The organism is Streptomyces sp. NPDC058401 (genome assembly GCF_042722885.1).
GTDB lineage: Bacteria > Actinomycetota > Actinomycetes > Streptomycetales > Streptomycetaceae > Streptomyces.
The window spans coordinates 1-16,285 of record NZ_JBHXKA010000058.1; the positions used below are offsets into that span (position 1 = coordinate 1).

14 protein-coding genes, 1 tRNA gene and 1 pseudogene are annotated in these 16,285 nt (G+C 71.8%); 8 read left to right on the top strand and 8 right to left on the bottom strand.

All coding sequences use genetic code 11. The features are described from left to right. Nucleotides 1–45 precede the first annotated feature (45 nt). Nucleotides 46–1,512 (bottom strand): aminopeptidase P family protein, encoded by a 1,467-nt coding sequence (locus ACFWNV_RS21720; RefSeq protein WP_383949439.1) that lies wholly within the window; start codon nt 1,510–1,512, stop codon nt 46–48. Nucleotides 1,513–1,689: 177 nt separating this feature from the next. Continuing rightward, nucleotides 1,690–3,297 (bottom strand): PP2C family protein-serine/threonine phosphatase, encoded by a 1,608-nt coding sequence (locus tag ACFWNV_RS21725; RefSeq protein WP_383949442.1) that lies wholly within the window; start codon nt 3,295–3,297, stop codon nt 1,690–1,692. A 407-nt stretch (nt 3,298–3,704) separates the two neighbouring features. Here ACFWNV_RS21725 and ACFWNV_RS21730 point away from each other — a divergent pair, with 407 nt between their 5' ends. Continuing rightward, nucleotides 3,705–4,403 (top strand): bifunctional DNA primase/polymerase, encoded by a 699-nt coding sequence (locus ACFWNV_RS21730; protein WP_383949445.1) that lies wholly within the window; start codon nt 3,705–3,707, stop codon nt 4,401–4,403. Between the two features lie 133 nt (nt 4,404–4,536). After that, nucleotides 4,537–5,205 (top strand): hypothetical protein, encoded by a 669-nt coding sequence (locus ACFWNV_RS21735; RefSeq protein ID WP_383949447.1) that lies wholly within the window; start codon nt 4,537–4,539, stop codon nt 5,203–5,205. Nucleotides 5,206–5,456: 251 nt separating this feature from the next. Here ACFWNV_RS21735 and ACFWNV_RS21740 read toward each other — a convergent pair whose 3' ends face one another. From ACFWNV_RS21740 to ACFWNV_RS21750, 3 genes and pseudogenes are all read right to left on the bottom strand, one after another. Continuing rightward, nucleotides 5,457–6,431, bottom strand: a complete 975-nt coding sequence (locus ACFWNV_RS21740; RefSeq protein WP_383949450.1) for a DUF5926 family protein — start codon at nt 6,429–6,431, stop codon at nt 5,457–5,459. Nucleotides 6,432–6,586: 155 nt separating this feature from the next. Continuing rightward, a pseudogene (locus ACFWNV_RS21745) lies at nt 6,587–7,188 on the bottom strand (ATP-binding protein). Between the two features lie 85 nt (nt 7,189–7,273). Next, nucleotides 7,274–8,074 (bottom strand): glycerophosphodiester phosphodiesterase, encoded by an 801-nt coding sequence (locus ACFWNV_RS21750; protein ID WP_383949453.1) that lies wholly within the window; start codon nt 8,072–8,074, stop codon nt 7,274–7,276. A gap of 236 nt (nt 8,075–8,310) precedes the next feature. On the opposite strand from ACFWNV_RS21750, the gene ACFWNV_RS21755 reads away from it, so the two are divergent. From ACFWNV_RS21755 to ACFWNV_RS21775, 5 genes are all read left to right on the top strand, one after another. Further along, nucleotides 8,311–9,894: a S1C family serine protease gene (locus ACFWNV_RS21755; RefSeq protein ID WP_383949456.1), complete on the top strand. Its 1,584-nt coding sequence runs from the start codon at nt 8,311–8,313 to the stop codon at nt 9,892–9,894. 122 nt (nt 9,895–10,016) lie between these two features. After that, entirely contained in the window at nt 10,017–10,922 is a 906-nt protein-coding gene (locus ACFWNV_RS21760) for a LysR substrate-binding domain-containing protein (RefSeq protein ID WP_383949460.1), read from the top strand. A gap of 109 nt (nt 10,923–11,031) precedes the next feature. Further along, complete coding sequence (locus ACFWNV_RS21765) at nt 11,032–11,586, top strand: cysteine dioxygenase (protein ID WP_383949463.1); 555 nt, start codon at nt 11,032–11,034, stop codon at nt 11,584–11,586. After that, nucleotides 11,586–12,644: a YeiH family protein gene (locus ACFWNV_RS21770; RefSeq protein ID WP_383949466.1), complete on the top strand. Its 1,059-nt coding sequence runs from the start codon at nt 11,586–11,588 to the stop codon at nt 12,642–12,644. Before ACFWNV_RS21765 ends, ACFWNV_RS21770 begins: the two co-directional genes overlap by 1 nt. Nucleotides 12,645–12,709: 65 nt before the next feature. Then, nucleotides 12,710–12,794 (top strand) — tRNA-Ser (locus ACFWNV_RS21775). Nucleotides 12,795–12,874: 80 nt separating this feature from the next. On the opposite strand, the gene ACFWNV_RS21780 is transcribed toward ACFWNV_RS21775, so the two are convergent. From ACFWNV_RS21780 to ACFWNV_RS21790, 3 genes are all read right to left on the bottom strand, one after another. After that, nucleotides 12,875–13,282, bottom strand: coding sequence for a hypothetical protein (locus tag ACFWNV_RS21780; protein WP_383949468.1), 408 nt, complete (start codon nt 13,280–13,282; stop codon nt 12,875–12,877). A 25-nt stretch (nt 13,283–13,307) separates the two neighbouring features. Next, nucleotides 13,308–14,078, bottom strand: a complete 771-nt coding sequence (locus ACFWNV_RS21785) for an alpha/beta fold hydrolase (protein ID WP_383949471.1) — start codon at nt 14,076–14,078, stop codon at nt 13,308–13,310. Between the two features lie 136 nt (nt 14,079–14,214). Further along, the gene (locus ACFWNV_RS21790) at nt 14,215–15,174 is read right to left on the bottom strand and encodes an FAD-dependent monooxygenase (RefSeq protein ID WP_383949474.1); all 960 of its coding nucleotides are present in this window, start codon (nt 15,172–15,174) and stop codon (nt 14,215–14,217) included. 538 nt (nt 15,175–15,712) lie between these two features. Here ACFWNV_RS21790 and ACFWNV_RS21795 point away from each other — a divergent pair. Further along, nucleotides 15,713–16,123 carry a DUF6344 domain-containing protein gene (locus tag ACFWNV_RS21795; protein ID WP_383949477.1) on the top strand — a complete coding sequence of 137 codons (411 nt, stop codon included), beginning with the start codon at nt 15,713–15,715 and terminating at the stop codon, nt 16,121–16,123. Nucleotides 16,124–16,285: the final 162 nt, after the last annotated feature.

A 16,285-nucleotide genomic window follows, 5' to 3' on the forward strand; every position in this document is an offset into this window, starting at 1 on the left:
GCACCCGCGGAGGGTGCCGCCCATCGGCGCGTACGAGCGGTGGCGTCAGCCCTTGAGCCGCGCCATCCAGGCCTCGACCTCGTCGGAGGTGCGGGGCAGACCGGCCGACAGGTTCCGGTTGCCGTCCTCGGTGACGAGGATGTCGTCCTCGATCCGGACGCCGATGCCCCGGTACTCCTCGGGCACGGTCAGGTCGTCGGCCTGGAAGTACAGACCGGGCTCGACCGTCAGGCACATCCCGGGCTCCAGCGTGCCGTCGACGTACGCCTCGGTGCGCGCGGCGGCGCAGTCGTGGACGTCCATGCCGAGCATGTGACCGGTGCCGTGCAGGGTCCAGCGGCGCTGCAGGCCGAGCTCCAGGACGCGCTCGACCGGTCCCTCCAGCAGACCCCACTCGACGAGCTTCTCGGCGAGCACGTGCTGCGAGGCGTCGTGGAAGTCGCGGAACTTCGCACCCGGCTTGACGGCCGCGATGCCGGCTTCCTGGGACGCGTACACCGCGTCGTAGATCTTGCGCTGGATGTCGGTGTACGCACCGCTGATCGGCAGCGTGCGCGTGACGTCGGCGGTGTAGAGGGAGTGCGTCTCCACACCGGCGTCGAGCAGCAGCAGGTCGCCCGAGCGGACGTCGCCGTCGTTGCGGACCCAGTGCAGGGTGCAGGCGTGCGGGCCGGCGGCGCAGATGGAGCCGTAGCCGACGTCGTTGCCCTCGACGCGGGCGCGCAGGAAGAAGGTGCCCTCGATGTAGCGCTCGGAGGTGGCCTCCGCCTTGTCGAGCACCTTCACGACGTCCTCGAAGCCGCGGACGGTGGAGTCGACGGCCTTCTGCAGCTCGCCGATCTCGAAGGCGTCCTTCACGGCGCGGGCCTCGGAGAGGTAGACGCGCAGTTCCTCGTCGCGCTCCTTGGTGACCTTGTCGGTCAGAGCGGTCTCGATGACGGAGTCGTGGCCGCGCACGGTACGGACCGGGCCCTCGGCCTCGGCCAGTTCCTCGGGGAGCTTGCGCACGTCCTTGGCCGGGATGCCCAGGAGCTGCTCGGCCTCCGTGAGGGAGTGGCGGCGGCCGACCCACAGCTCGCCGCTGCCGGAGAGCCAGAACTCGCCGTTCTCGCGGTCGGAGCGGGGCAGCAGGTAGACGGCGGCGTGGTGGCCGGTCTCCCCCGCGGGCTCCAGGACCAGGACGCCGTTCTCGGTCTGGTCGCCGGTGAGGTACGCGTACTCGGTCGAGGCGCGGAAGGGGTACTCGGTGTCGTTCGAGCGCGTCTTCAGCCGTCCGGCGGGGACGACGAGGCGCTCACCGGGGAAGCGCCGGGACAGTGCGGAGCGGCGGGCGGCGGTGTGCGAGGCCTGGGCGATCGGCTCCAGTCCGCGCAGCTCGGTGTCTGCCCAGCCCGTGCGCATGCTCGCGGCGAGCTCCTCGCTGACACCCGGGTACAGCCCGTTCTTGCGCTGCTTGTGCTTCTTCTTGGGCTGCTCTTCTTCCGGGGTCTCCGGGGTGAGCTCGTCAGCCACGTCTTCTCCTCAGTACGACGGACACGGACCGGGTATGGACCTCATCCATCGTATGTGTGAGCGGACGCCCCCCGACGGGTCGTGTGACAAATCAGCTAAACCCGGCCACACCGTCACACGCCCCGCCGCTCATCGCCCCGCTGCTCGTCGCCCCGCCCTCGTCACCTCATCGCCTCGTCACTCGAACCGGGCCGCGAGCAGCACGATGTCCTCCGAGGCGTCCGCCGGTGCCGCCGGGCCGTCCCCTTCGCCGTCCGGCAGCACCGTGCGCAGGATGTGGTCGCAGATGGCGGCCGGGTCCTCGCGGGCGCTACGGGGGATCCCCGCGGCGGCGGCGTGCAGCCGCGCGTACGCCCGGTCCATCGGGTCCCCGGTGCGCCGGAGCAGGCCGTCGGTGTAGAGCAGCACCGTTTCTCCGGGCGCGGGCTCGATCTCCACGCTCGGAGCCTCCCAGCAGGACAGCATTCCGAGCGGCGCGGAGAGGGTGGTCTCCACGTACTCGGTGCGCCGCTCGCCGATCAGCAGCGGCGGGGTGTGCCCGGCCCCCGCCAGGATGAGCTTCCTCGCCGGGCCGTTCGCGTTCGGGCCGCCCGCGGGCTCGCAGTAGGCGAAGAGGGCGGTCGCCGAGCGCGCGGGCTCGGTCAGGCGCAGCAGCAGCTCCAGGTCGGAGAGGACGGCGACGGGGTCCTCGCCCTCCATGACGGCGTACGCCCGCAGCGAGGCGCGCAGCCGGCCCATCGCGGCGACGGCGCTCGGTCCCGAGCCGGTGACGGAGCCCACGGCCAGGCCGAGGGCGCCCTCCGGCAGCGGCAGCGCGTCGTACCAGTCGCCTCCGCCGTGCGGGCCGGTGTGGTGCCGGGCGGCGAGCTGGACCCCGGAGATCCGGGGGAGCCGGCTGGGCAGCAGTTCCTCGGCGATGGTGGCCAGGCCGGCGCGGGCGCGCTCCACCTCCAGCATCCGGGCCAGGTGCTCGGCGGCGTGCCGGACGTACAGCCCGGCCAGGTCGCGCTGGCGGTCGTTGGGCTCGGCCTGTTCGTCGTAGAGCCAGACGGCGGCGCCGAGCCGGCCGGTGGCTTCGGCAGTCAGCGGCAGCGCGTAGCTGGCGGCGTAGCCGAGGCGGGCGGCGACCTCGCGGTGGCGGGGGTCGACGGGTGTGGTGTACCCGCCGGCACCGGTGCCGGGCGTGGTGCCGGGCTCGGGAAGGAACTCCGAGCCGCCGTGTGCGTCGGGCAGGCCGTCGAGGATGCGGCCGTAGGAGGTGGCGCTGCGCGGCACCGTCTCGATGTGGCCGAGGTCGGCGTGGCCGAGCCCGAGGCCGATCGTGGTGGTGGGGCCGAGTCCGTCGGAGGGCTCCAGGACGATCAGCCCGCGCCGGGCGCCGACGAGGGCCGCGCCCGCCCGCAGGAATTCCTGGAGGGAGGAGGTGAGGTCACTGGCGCGGGCGAGCCGCTCGGTGAGCTCGTGGAGGGTGGTGAGGTCGGAGACCATGCCGGCGAGACGGTCCTGAATGACCGAGCTCGCAGCGGGCCCCTGCGCCGGGGCGTGGGCCGTTCTCGGGCTCGTCGGTGTGGACACGGCCGTGGGCACCGTTGTGGGCGCCACAGTGTGCGGGGACGCTGTGACGGCTGGATCGATTCCAGCCACTTTCGGCAGATGCGGGGCGCTCATGGCGTCCGCCTTTCCAGCTGGTGCGATTCGCCATATAGCATCGCAAACCCCCAGATCATGCTGCGCCGCTATCAATGAATCCACATCTACACGCACACGAGGAGCGATGTCCAGCATTGCCCAGGTGGGAATCCTGGTGTCCGTGGGGCGGCAACTCACTGTTCGGTCCGGGCTAGAACTTGGCCGGAAAAAGCGGGAAGCAGACGGTTTTTGCGGTCGACTGGGCGAGTCCGCCGGCCGACCCGGGTACGTAATCCGTTGCACCCGGGGAGAGTTGGCGCAGCCCGGTGCCCGACGGGAACCGTCGGGCACGGTCCGTCGTCCCCATCGACGAGAGCCGTCCCCCGCGCGGTCCCGGGTCGCGTACCGCCCCCGACGGACGTTTCATGGACCCGTAAGAAAACCGCACGAACCGTGTGAACCTGCTTCAAGCGGACAGTGACGCGAAACGTGCACGTGTGGTGAACCACCGCTTACATGGTGTGATGTGGCCCTCGACGTTCAACGGAAAGGAACGAGCGCTCATGCGCGAGATCCTCGGAAGGCGTCTCCAGCGGCTCCGCAATCGCTTGCAATCCCTGCGCCCCGCCCCGCCGCAGGGTGATGCGCCGGCCCTCCTCGACGCGGCGCTGACCTGCGCCACCACCTGGAACTGGCCCGTGCTGCCGGGAGTCGGACGCTCCGGCGCCGACAGCGCCCGGTGCGCCTGCCCCGACCCCGACTGCGTCGTACCCGGCGCACACCCCTTCGATCCCGGACTGCTCGCGGCCACCACCGACCCCCGGATGGTGTCCTGGTGGTGGGCCAACCGGGCGTGCGCCCCCATCCTGCTGGCCACCGGCGGGAGCGCGCCCTGCGCGGTGAGCCTGCCCGCCGCGGCGGCCGCGCGCGCCGTCGTACGGCTGGACGCCGAGGGGATGCGGCTCGGGCCGATCGTGGCGACGCCCACGCGGTGGTCGCTGCTCGTGGAGCCGTACTCGCTGGAGCGGCTCGGCGAGATCCTCTACGCCAAGGACCACGTGCCCTCCTCGCTGCGTTTCCACGGCGAGGGCGGCTACTTGCTCCTCCCGCCCTCCCCCGCGGTCGGCGGAGGCCAGGTGCGGTGGGAGCGCGAGCCCGCGGGGGCCGGGGAGATCTGGCTGCCGGAGGTGGAGGCGGTCGTGGACGCGCTGGTGGAGGCGAGCAGCGGTGCGCCGGGCGGCGGGAGCCGGCTCGCGTACTGAGCTCTGGTGCTGGGTCTGTGTGCTGGGTCTGTGTGCTGACGGATCACTCGTACGGGTGTCAGCGAGACGAGTTTCCAAGGGAATTGGGCGCGGGGATCTCCGTGCCCCATTCCCGCATCGCTATCTTCGGCGAATGAATCTCCGCCTGATCGGTATCGGCGCCGGTGTGTTGATCATCTTGTCGCTCCCGTTGGCGGGAGCGATCGCCGGGCCGGATTTCGCCGGTCAGAGCGATGGAAAGGGTGGCGGGCTGCTCTCCACCTTCGGCCTGGGGAACCCCGCCAAGGGTGCTTCGGGGACGTCGGGTTCCACGGACTCGGAGAACCCCGGGAGCACCGGGAATTCGGGAGGCTCGGCCGATTCGGGCGGCTCGGCCGCGAGTTCCGCCTCCGGCGGGTCCCGTACGTCGGGCCGGGCCTCGGCGCCGGCCCGCCCGGGCCCTGCCGAGCAGCCGCGTACGGACGCCCGCTGCGGACCCGAACTGTCCTCGCCGCAGGGGGTGGAGGCGCAGACGTGCGTCCTGTCGGGCGAGGGCCGGACGTGGGGGCGCAGCTACTACCGGAACACCAGCGGCCGCCCGCTCGACACGGTGCTCACGGTGATGGGTCCGGCGGGGCGCACGGTGCAGATCCGCTGTGCGGTCGGCGCGGGCGACGAGCCGGGGCTGTGCGAAACGCCGAGGGAGGAGTCGGCCGGGGTTCCGGGGGACTACTCGGCCGTAGCGGAATTTGCAGTTCCGGATGATGAAGGAGCCCTGCTCCTGCGGTCCGGGAGCAACTCACCGGTACCGGGTGACGGTTGAGCGTCACGGAAAATCAAGGGCCCGGTCGCTGGCGACGGGGGATGCACCAGCGACCGGGCTACAAGAACGGTAACAAGAGATCGCCTGTTCGCAAATTCGATCTCTGATATTCGGACACCGATTTGCAGGCGATTACCGGGAGTTGTGACACCGGTCACCGGTGACGGGTCACCGGTGACGTCTCCACAGCCCCTCCCGAGGGCCCTGTCGGGGACCCTCGTGGCCGGCCCGCGAACGGGCCGGCCGTCCGGTCAGCTGAGCGTGACCTGGCGGTTGGTGAGGCCGCCGCGGGCGCGGCGCTCCTCCGTGGTCAGCGGCGCGTCCGTCGCGAGGGCCGTGGCGAGCCGCTCCGCGAGCTCGGCGGCGGGCTTCTCCACGTCCTCGGCCGAGACCCCGGTCGGCAGGTCCCAGACGGGGACCATCAGGCCGTGGGCGCGGAAGGAGCCGACCAGCTTGGTGCCCTCGCCGAGCGAGGACGTGCCCGCGGCGTGCAGGCGCGCGAGCGCGTCGAGCAGCTTCTCCTCGGGGTGCGGCATGACCCAGCGCAGGTGGTTCTTGTCCGGGGTCTCGCACCAGTAGGCGGCATCCACGCCGGTCAGCTTGACGGTCGGGATGGCGGCCGCGTTGGCGCGCTCCAGGGAGGCGGCGATCTCCGGGGAAGCGCTCTGCGCGCTCTCCGCTTCCGGAATCCAGAATTCGAACCCGCTGTGTACAACCGGCTCGAAACCGTCGTCCGCGGACAGGAGATCCTGAAGTCGCGGGCCTTCGGCCGGAACCCGGCGGGCCGCGACGACGGTGCCGGGCTCGGCCGCGAGGGCGCGCTCCAGGGTGTCGGCCATGTCCCGGGCGAGGTCGCCGGTGGTCGAGTCGTTCTGCAGGCCGAGCAGGACGGAGCCGTCCTCGCGGCGCAGGGCCGGCGAGGCCAGCGGGAGTACGGTCACCAGCGTGACGGAGGGGACGCCCTCGGGCAGTCCGCCCTTGAGGGTCAGCGGCACGGTGGCGGCGGGGACGAGCTCGCGCAGCGCCACCCAGTCGCACTCGCCGGGCAGGCCCTCGAACGGGCGGGCCACGTGCTCGGTCACGGCGTGCGCGGCGGCCGCGCCGTGGCAGGCCTTGTAACGGCGCCCGGATCCGCAGGGGCAGGGCTCGCGAGCGCCCACCACCGGGATCTCCCCGTTGTTGAGCTGCGGCTTTGCGGACTTCGCGGCGGGGCGCTTCTTGGCCATCGTGGGTGTCTCCCGGTTGCGGCGGTACGGCGTCGGTCTGGGCGCGAGCCTAGCCGTTCATACCGCCGCAACCGGTGGGGTGCGGCCGGGAGCACTGTCGGCGTGCGCTCCCGGACGGCCGCCATCCGTCCACCTGCGGCCGGGGACCGGTCGGATCAGGTGTCGAGATCGTCGAAGGCCGTGCAGAAATCGATCGCCGGGGGCGCAACGCGCGTAGCGAAATCCTCGTGCCGGGCCCCGCAGGCAACGGTCGCCCAGACGGTGACCTCACCCGCCGCTCCGTCCCGGACACCCCAGTCCTGGGCCAGGGCGCTGATGATGTTCAGCCCCCGCCCGCCCCGCGCGGTGACCGAGGGCTTGGCCGGGATGGGACGGGTGGGCCCGCCGCCGTCCGTGACCTCGACCGTCAGCCGCCCCGCCTTGTCGACGCGCCACGACGCGTGTATCCCGCCGTCGCCGATCTCCCGTACGCCCAGTGGTCTGCCGTGCCGGCAGGCGTTGCTGAGCAGTTCGGAAAGGATCAGTACGGCGTCATCCACGATCGATTCGGACACCCCGCTGATGCGCAGCTGCTCGCGCATCCGGTGCCTCGCCTCGCCCACGCCCGCAGGACCATGGGACACGTCCATGCACGACGACGTGGGCACTTCTTGTGCCACCATCAACGCCACCCCCGGAACCTCCTTAGCCCCACGCATGGTCTGGATGCCCCAATGGCCTGGACCGGAAACCGCCGGAGCGGAGCCCTCTGACGCATTCGGAGCGACCGAATGCGGAGTGGATGCGCCGGTGCACACCCCGTAACGGGTGTTTCGCGTGGGACGGATGCGCAAAACGGGATGTCAGCGACCCAGCTGTGACAAAACCTGTCGCGGTCTGTTCGTGATGATCGCTTCCACGCCCAGATCAGCGCAGAGCTGAACATCTTCCGGATCGTTCACCGTCCATACGTGAACGGAATGTCCAGCGGCCTGGAGCTTGCGGATGAAGGCCGGGTGGTTGCGCACGATCCTCATGCCCGGCCCCGCGATCCGTACTCCGGCCGGCAGCCGCCCGTCCCGCATCCGGGGCGAGATGAACTGCATCAGGTAGACGGTCGGGACCGTGGGCGCGGCCGCCCGCATCCGGTGCAGGGAGCGCGCGGAGAAGCTCATCACGCGGACCGGGTGCGGACCCTCGGCGGGCGGGGCGTCCAGTGCGAAGCGCTTGAGGAGGAAGAGCAGGCGCTCCTCCACCTGTCCGGCCCAGCGGGTCGGGTGCTTCGTCTCGATGGCCAGCTGGACCGGCCGCCCGGCGTCCGCGACCAGCTCCAGCAGCCGCTCCAGGGTGAGCACGGAGGTCCGCTCGGGGTCCGCGTCCCAGTCGGGGGACTCCTCCCGGTCCTTCCACGAGCCGAAGTCGAGGGCGGCCAGGTCGGCCAGCTCCAGGGCGGAGACGGCGCCGCGCCCGTTGGAGGTGCGGTTCACCCGCCGGTCGTGGACCAGGACCAGGTGGCCGTCGGCGGTGAGCCGGACATCGCATTCGAGGGCGTCGGCCCCGTCCTCGATGGCTTTGCGGTAGGCGGCCAGCGTGTGTTCGGGGGCATCCTCCGAGGCGCCGCGGTGGGCGACGACCTGGATGGGGCGCGGCGTTGCGTGGGTCACCGGCTCATGGTGCCACCGAGAGGGGTCCGGATGTCGGGGAGAGTCCTGTGGGTGCTTCTGGGGATGCGCCCGAAATGTCGGAGATAAAGGATGGGGGAGACTCACAGGTCCGGCTTACAGTGCTCTGACGGGTCATGGGAAAGGCTTTGCCCAGGAACTTGTACGGCACGTCGAACGTTCAGTCGGACCGATATCGCCCGTATTTCTGAAGCCGTGTGTGACGAGGAGAGAGCGCTGTGAGCACCGAGAACGAGGGCACCGCGGCCCCGACGCCCCCCGCGGCCCCGCCCGTACCCCCGGTGGCCGCGCCCGTCGACGCCGCGCCCGCCGCGTCCGCGGCACCGGCGCCCGTGGACCCGGCGACGCAGCAGCTGCCGCCGACGCCCGCGCCCGGCACCGAGCCGACCCAGCAGCTCCCCCATACCCCGGCGGCGCAGCCCGCCGCGCCCGCCCAGCATCCGGCCCCGGCCCCGGCCCCGGCTCCCGCGTACGCCGAGAACCCGGCCCCGGCTCCCGCGTACGCCGAGAGCCCGGCCCCGCCGGTCACCCCGGCGTACGCCCAGGCCCCCGCCCCGCAGCCGACGGGTGCCGAGGGCTGGCCTCCCCCGCCGCCCGCGGCCCCCGCGTACGGGGCCGGTGACGGCCACGGCGGTGGCGGCTGGGGCGTGCCCCTGGCCACCGAGGGTGCCCCGCAGCCCAAGCGGAAGGGCAAGGGCGGCCTGATCGCCGGCGTGCTCGCGGCGGCGCTCCTCGCGGGCGGTGTCGGCGGCGGCGTCGGTTACTGGGCGGCCGAACGGAGCGGTGACGGCTCCGGCTCGACCACGGTCAGCGCCGGCAACACGCCCAAGGACCTCAAGCGCGATGCCGGCTCCGTCGCGGGCCTCGCCGCCGGCGCGCTGCCCAGCGTCGTCACCATCGAGGCCTCGGCCGGCGACGGCGAGGGCGGCACCGGCACCGGCTTCGTCTACGACCAGCAGGGCCACATCCTCACGAACAACCACGTGGTCGCCTCCGCGGCCAACGGCGGCAAGCTCAGCGCGACCTTCTCCGACGGCAAGAAGTACGAGGCCGAGGTCGTCGGCCGGGCCCAGGGGTACGACGTCGCCGTCATCAAGCTGAAGAACCCGCCGTCCGGGCTCAAGCCGCTGCCCCTCGGCGACTCGGACAAGGTCGCCGTCGGCGACTCGACCATCGCGATCGGCGCCCCCTTCGGCCTGTCCAACACGGTCACCACCGGCATCGTCAGCGCCAAGAACCGCCCGGTCGCCTCGGGCGACGCCTCCGGCGGGAAGAACTCGTACATGAGCGCCCTCCAGACGGACGCCTCGATCAACCCGGGCAACTCCGGCGGTCCGCTGCTCGACAGCCGCGGCGCGGTCATCGGCATCAACTCCGCGATCCAGTCGGCCGGCAACGGCGGCTTCGGCGGCGGCCAGGCGGGCTCCATCGGCCTCGGGTTCGCGATCCCGGTCAACCAGGCGAAGAACGTCGCCGAATCGCTGATCAAGACCGGCAAGCCGGTCTACCCGGTGATCTCGGTCTCCGTGGACCTCGCGGCCAAGACCGACGGCGCGAAGATCTCCGAGACGGGCGCCTCGGCCAACGAGCTGGTCGACCCGAACGGTCCTGCGGGCAAGGCGGGACTGAAGCCCGGCGACATCATCACCGAGCTCGGCGGCAAGCCGATCGACAGCGGCCCGACCCTGATCAGCGAGATCTGGACGTACAAGCCGGGTGACACGGTGAAGCTGACCTACCTGCGCGGCGGCAAGCCGACCACGGTGGACATCACGCTCGGCTCGCGGGTCGGCGACAAGTAGCGGCCGGCCGCCGCGCACGGGGTGGTCCCCGGCGGGGCGGCAGGACCAACTGGCTTGATGGCGAGGGGCCGTAGGCGCGATTGTGCCTGCGGCCCCTCCCAACGTCCGCTTATGCTTCGACCGTGTTCGATTCGCGGCACATACGGACGTTCCACGAAGTGGTCGCCTCGGGGTCCTACTCGGCCGCCGCCCGGGTCCTCGGGTACACCCAGCCCGCGATCACCCAGCAGATGAAGGCGCTCGAACGCGCCGTCGGCACCCCGCTGTTCACCCGCGTCGGGCGCCGCATGCAGCTCACCGAGGCCGGGGAGTCCATGGCCCGGCACGCCGAGGCCATCCTCGGCAGCCTCTCCGCCGCCGAGGCCCAGCTGAAGGCGTACGCCCGGCTGCGGACCGGCCGCGTCCGGCTGTGCGGCTTCCCCAGTGCCAACGTCACCCTGGTCCCGGAAGCCCTGAGCAGCCTGGCCAAGGAGCATCCGGGCATCCAGGTCGAGCTTCTGGAGGGGGAGCCCCCGGACTCCTTGCGCAGGCTGGAACGGGGCGAGTGCGACATCACCCTGGCCTTCACCTATCCCGGCCTGCACGAGGAGGTGCCGGAGGAGGTGGCCGAGGTCAGGCTCATGGAAGACCAGCTGACGGTGCTGCTGCCGACCGGCCACCCGCTGGCCCGGCGGCGGGCCGTGCACCTCGCGGACCTCTCCGAGGAGCGCTGGATCGCGGGCTGCCCGCGCTGCCGGGCGAACCTGCTGCACGAATGCGCGGGGCTCGGTTTCGTTCCCGACATCCGCTTCGCCACCGACGACAACCTGGTGGTCCAGAGCCTGGTTGCACAGGGCCTGGGCGTGGCCATGATGCCCGCGCTGGTGCTGCCCTCGCTCTCGCTGAGCAAGGTGTGCGGGCGGGCCCTGCTGCCCGCCGCCCGCCGTCACATCGCCGCACACGTGTACCGCGACCATCTGCGGGTCCCGGCGACGGCGGTGGTACTGCAGGCCCTGAAGCAGGCGGCCTCGAACCGCGTGGGCTGCTGAACGACCCGCCGGCGGAGCGTGGCACCACCTCCAACCCATAAGCCGGGCTTGGGATTTCAGCTCATAACTGTCGTTGGACGTGATGGGTGGGCTCCTCGACGCTCCCCATATGACCACCACCACGCCGGCCCGCACGACCGCGAGGACGGCCGCCCTCGTCAGCGAGATCCGAACGGTCGTGGACCGGGGGCTGGCCCCCGATCTGACCGCCTACCTGGTCGGCGAGCGCCTCGCTCCGCACCTGGGGGCACCCGGTCTGCTCACCGCGGAGCAGCGCGAGGGGCACCCGGACCGCTACCGGCAGCACGTTCTGCACGCGGAGCCGGACGGCAGCTTCTCCGTGGTGGCCCTGGTGTGGCTGCCGGGCCAGGAGACGGCCATCCACGACCACGTCTCCTGGTGCGTGGCCGGGGTGCACGAGGGCGAGGAGAGCGAGCTCCGCTACCGCCTCGCCCCCGCCACGGCCACCACCGGAGCCCGCCTGGTGGCGACCGAGCACGTGGTCAACGGCCCCGGTGACGTCTGCGGGTTCGCCCCGCCCGGAGACATCCACAAGGTCCGCAACTCCTGTCGCACCAAAGCGATATCCCTGCACGTCTACGGCGCCGACGTCGTACGCCTCGGCAGCAGTGTCCGCCGCGTCTACACGCTGCCGAGCGACTGATGGCCATCCTGAACCGCCCGGTGCGCGGGGCGGGATCACCGGTTCCGGTCCATGTTTCACGTGAAACATCGTCACCGTGGCCCGGGTTGGGACTCGCGGCGGCCGGAGTCCTGGTGGCCTGGTCGGTGCACCGGCTGGCGCCCTGGGCCCCGATGCTGACCGTGTCGGTGGTGCTCGGCATCACCGCCGCACACCTCCCCGGCCTACGGGGCTTCGTACGGGGCCCCGCACGCCCGGGACTCTCCCTGGCCGGGCGGCGCCTGATGCGGATCGGCATCGTCCTGCTGGGCCTGGCACTGGGGCTGGACGAGGTGCTCCAGCTGGGCTGGGCCACCGTGGCGATGGTGACCGCGGTGGTGGCGGCGACCTTCCTCGGCACCCTCTGGCTCGGCCGGCGGCTCGGACTCCCCGGGGACCAGCCGCTGCTGATCGCCACCGGCTACTCGATCTGCGGGGCCTCGGCCATCGGAGCCGTCAGTCAGGTGTCGGGCAGCGACGAGGAGGACGTGGCCTCCTCGGTGGCCCTGGTCACCCTGTGCGGGACCCTCGCCATCGCGGTGCTCCCGCTCCTGCAATCCCCGCTCGGCCTCTCCGACCCGGACTTCGGCCGCTGGGTGGGTGCGAGCGTCCACGACGTCGGCCAGGTGGTGGCGACCGCCCAGACGGCCGGCCCCGGCGCCCTCGGCGAAGCGGTGCTGATCAAGCTGATGCGCGTGGCGCTGCTGGCCCCGCTGGTCGCCGCAGTGGCCTTCTCGGTACGGGCCCGCCGGCGCGGAGTACGCACCTCCTCGGGACGCCGGCCGGCTCCGGTGCCGCTGTTCGTGGCCGGATTCCTGGCGGCGGCCGCGCTGCGCGCCACCGGGGTGCTGCCCGACGTGGCGCTGGAATGGGCGCACACCGCGCAGGAACTGCTGCTGGCCGCGGCCCTGTTCGGCCTGGGCAGCGCGGTCCACCTGCCCACCCTGTCCCGTACCGGCGGCCGGGCCGCCCTGCTGGGCCTTGCGGCCTGGGTGGTGGTGGCCGGAGCCTCGTACGGGGGTGTCCTCCTCACCGCCTAGCCGCCTGACCTCCCGGGAATCCCCAGCGCCGCCCACCCCCACCGCCCGGTACTCTGTACGCGCCAGGTGGGTTGCCCGAGCGGCCTAAGGGAACGGTCTTGAAAACCGTCGTGGCGCGAGTCACCGTGGGTTCAAATCCCACACCCACCGCATGCAGGTCAGACGACGTGCTGATCAGAGGGGTGTCCCGGGAACGGGACACCCCTTCGTCATGTCCCCTGGGCTCCGTGTCAGGGGCGGGCGTCCAGCCGGTGGAGCAGGGCGCCGTCAGGTCCGTAGACGTCCATGAAGTAGCCCTGGGTCGGTGAGAGTCCTTCTTCCCGGGTCAGGAACCGGACGATGGATTCCTTTTGCTTCTGGAACACCGCATCGTCGCTGTCGGGATTCCGCGTCCGGATGACGAGGCGCGGCGCGCCGCCGTCGGTGCCGGGTTCCTTGTCGATGCCGTACACGTCCGGGTCCCCGCCGGACTGCTGGTAGCGATCGGCCAGCGCCGCTGCGGAGGGGGCGGCGGAGGTGCTGGTCGATGTGGGGCCGGCCGACGGTACGGAGGGGTCGGGGCCATCGGTGCAGGCTGTCAGGACGCAGGCGCAGAGGAGCAGCATGCCCACGCTGCGGCGACGCAGGGGGAGTTTCACGGTGTGCCTTTCCGGGACGTGTTCCTCATGCCCCGGCCAGGGCGTCTGCGGTGGCCAGGGCGAAGCCGTCGGGGTTGTCGAGCATGATGTTGTGCCCGCAGTCTGCGATGGGGACGACCGCCACCCCGGCCGCCTCCAGGGCCTCGGTCCCGGGGAGGGTGCCGTCCTCGGCGGGTAGCAGGTAGCTGCGCGGGATCTTCAGCCGCAGGAGCAGCTCGCGCATCGTCGGCGTCGTGCCCGCGGCCAGGTGGACGGCGCTGCGGTGCAGGGCGACGCGGCCCGCCAGTCGCATGGTGGACCACCAGTGCTCGCCGACCCGGTCGCGCACCTCGGCCCAGCCGCCGGCCAGGAACTCCTGCTCGGTGTAGGTGGCGAGCCCGCTGCTGCCCGTGGCGGTGGGGTCGGGCGGGATCGGATCCAGGTTGGCGTCGACCAGCACCAGCCGGGAGACGAGGTGGGGGTGCCGGTCGGCCAGCACGATGGCGACGGCGCCGCCCATGCTGTGCGCGATCAGCTCGGCGGCGCCGGTACCGGCCTGCTCCAACGCGGCGGCGAGCGCGTCGGCATGCGCCTCCAGCGTGTACGAGAACTCCTCGGGCCGGTCGCTGTGCCCGTGCCCCAGCAGGTCGACCAGCAGGGACCACCGCCCGGCGAGCAGCGGATGCACGGCGCTCGCCGCGAAGTACGCGGGCGAGGTGGCCCCCAGCCCGTGCAGATAGACCCGCGCCGGTACGACCCCGGGCAGCTCCACCCAGCGCATCCGGTCACCGCCCGGTGTGACGACGACACTTTGCATTCCGAACTCCCCCAAGCCGATGCGGATCACGAGCGTAGTGCCTTCTCGCCGCCCCCATCGGTTGACCCCGGCTGCGTGCCGCTCCCTGCCCTCGGTGCGGATGCGGCCCGCGTGGTGGAGGGCTTCGGGGGCGCGGTCAGTAGTCCTTGAGGGTGATGGAGTTCGCGGCCTTCTGGATCGGCTCCATGACCTTGGTCATCATGCGCTCCTTGCCCGGCAGGCGGCCCAGGAGGGAGAGCAGGGTCAGCTGGATCGAGATCTGGCGCTTGGTCCGCATGACCATGTGCTTGATGTTCGAGGGGCCGAGCTTCTGGTTCTCCTCCGCGAAGCGGCGCATCTCGCGCTCGTACGCCGCGAAGCCAGACACGTGGTCACCGTCGGCCGCCGCCAGCTCGTCCGCCAGGACGTAGGCGCCGAACAGGGCCAGGCTCGTGCCCTGGCCGGAGGCGGGCGAGGCGCAGTACGCGGAGTCGCCGACCAGGGCGGTGCGGCCCTTGGACCACTGGTCCAGGTAGGCCTGGCTGAGGGAGTCGAAGTAGAAGTCCGGGGCCTCGTCCAGGGCTGCGAGGAGCCGGGGCACCTCCCAGGCCTCGTCCGCGTACGCCTCCGCCAGCAGCTTCTTCTGCCGGGACACGTCGTGCCGGTCGTACTCCAGCGGCTCCGAGGCGAAGAGGAACATCGCCTTCGCGCCGGTGTCCTTGGCGGTGCTGTACGTCAGGGCCGTGCGCAGGGGGGAGACGCAGGTCAGCTCCCAGCGGTCGAGGTCGAGGTGGTTGGGGACGCTGTAGATCGAGACGTAGTAGCCGAGGTCCCCGATGAAGCGCTCCTCGGGGCCGAAGGCCAGCGCTCGGGTGTGGGAGTGCAGTCCGTCGGCGCCGACGACCAGGTCGAAGCCACGGCTCGCGCCGCTGTCGAACGTCACCTCGACGCCGTCCGCGGTCTCCGTGGCGGAGGCGATGGAGCCGCCGAAGAGGTACTCGACGCCGTCGGCCCCGTCGACGGTGAGCTCGTAGAGGATCCGGTTCAGGTCACCGCGCAGGATCTCCGCGTCGTGGCTCGCCCTGCCGCCGAAGGTGTCACCGTCCAGCGTGGCCACCTGCCCGCCGCGTTGACGATGGAGCCGCCCTGGACGTCGGTCCGCTGGGCGCGGACCGCGTCGAGGACTCCGGCACGGGAGACCACGTCGAGCGCGGCACCGCGGATGTCGATCTTGTACCGCCCTCCCGGAGGGCGGAGGCGCACTCGGCCACGGTCGGCCGGAATCCGTGGTGGCGCAGCCACTGGGCCAAGGCGGTGCCCGCGCTGCCCGTACCCGATATCAGGACGTTTCGGTTCTGCATGGAACCTGGTCCCCCGACCATGAGAAGAAGATCCGCCGCGCTGTGGGCGGAGCATGCTGGGCGGGCCGCTTGCCTGTCAACAGCCCTCCATAGAAGGGGAGATGGCGCTCTGCCGGTGGAAGTCCGGCCCGGTTCTGCGCGAGGGTCCAAGGGGTCGAAATTATGCGATTAGCCCCTTTGAGTGGTGTTTGTCAGAAGATCGGCGCGCGTCGTGGAGGTGTTCCGGTTGCGCCCGCATCATGACGAATGTATTCAGATCCACCCGTCGGAACATCGTGAAATGAGGGACCCGTCATGGCTCACCGCAGCACCATCACGTCGATCTGGACCACCGTCCTCGCGGCCCTCGTGGCCCTCCTCGCCTCCCTCGGCTTCGGCGGCAAGGTCGCCCAGACCGCCGCCACCCCGCTCTCCTCCTCCCCCGCCTCCCCCGCGGCCGTCGCCGTGAACCGGCCGGCCTTCATGGCCCGGCGGACCTGGAGGGCGATGATGCGCGGTGGTTCGCTCCCGCCCACCATCAAGCAGCGCATCCGCGCCGAGGCCCACGGCAAGACCCCGTCCGTCCGCCGCTCCACCACCGCCCTGGCCGCCGGCTCCGGAGCCGAGTTCGAGTCCGGAACGGGTGGCGACGGCCTCCGTAGCACCGCGATCACCGCAGCCGCCCGGGTCGGAGCCGCTCGCCGGGAGATGGCGCTCGCCGCGTAGTGCGCGGCTGGAGCAGTCGCAGTACCCGCAGTACCCGCAGTACCCGGAGCACTCGTACCGCGCAGATGCGGCGCCCGTGAGCCACAGGAACCGTTCAGAGCAGGACGCAGGATCCGTCCACAGTAGGACGCAGGACGCAGGACGCAGGACGCAGGACCCGTT

Excerpts from the sequence above, each read along its gene's own strand:
- ACFWNV_RS21725 (WP_383949442.1), bottom strand. The coding sequence starts at position 3,297 with ATGCTGGACATCGCTCCTCGTGTGCGTGTAGATGTGGATTCATTGATA.
- ACFWNV_RS21730 (WP_383949445.1), top strand. The coding sequence starts at position 3,705 with ATGCGCGAGATCCTCGGAAGGCGTCTCCAGCGGCTCCGCAATCGCTTG.
- ACFWNV_RS21735 (WP_383949447.1), top strand. The coding sequence starts at position 4,537 with ATGAATCTCCGCCTGATCGGTATCGGCGCCGGTGTGTTGATCATCTTG.
- ACFWNV_RS21740 (WP_383949450.1), bottom strand. The coding sequence starts at position 6,431 with ATGGCCAAGAAGCGCCCCGCCGCGAAGTCCGCAAAGCCGCAGCTCAAC.
- ACFWNV_RS21765 (WP_383949463.1), top strand. The coding sequence starts at position 11,032 with ATGACCACCACCACGCCGGCCCGCACGACCGCGAGGACGGCCGCCCTC.
- ACFWNV_RS21770 (WP_383949466.1), top strand. The coding sequence starts at position 11,586 with ATGGCCATCCTGAACCGCCCGGTGCGCGGGGCGGGATCACCGGTTCCG.
- ACFWNV_RS21785 (WP_383949471.1), bottom strand. The coding sequence starts at position 14,078 with ATGCAAAGTGTCGTCGTCACACCGGGCGGTGACCGGATGCGCTGGGTG.
- ACFWNV_RS21795 (WP_383949477.1), top strand. The coding sequence starts at position 15,713 with ATGGCTCACCGCAGCACCATCACGTCGATCTGGACCACCGTCCTCGCG.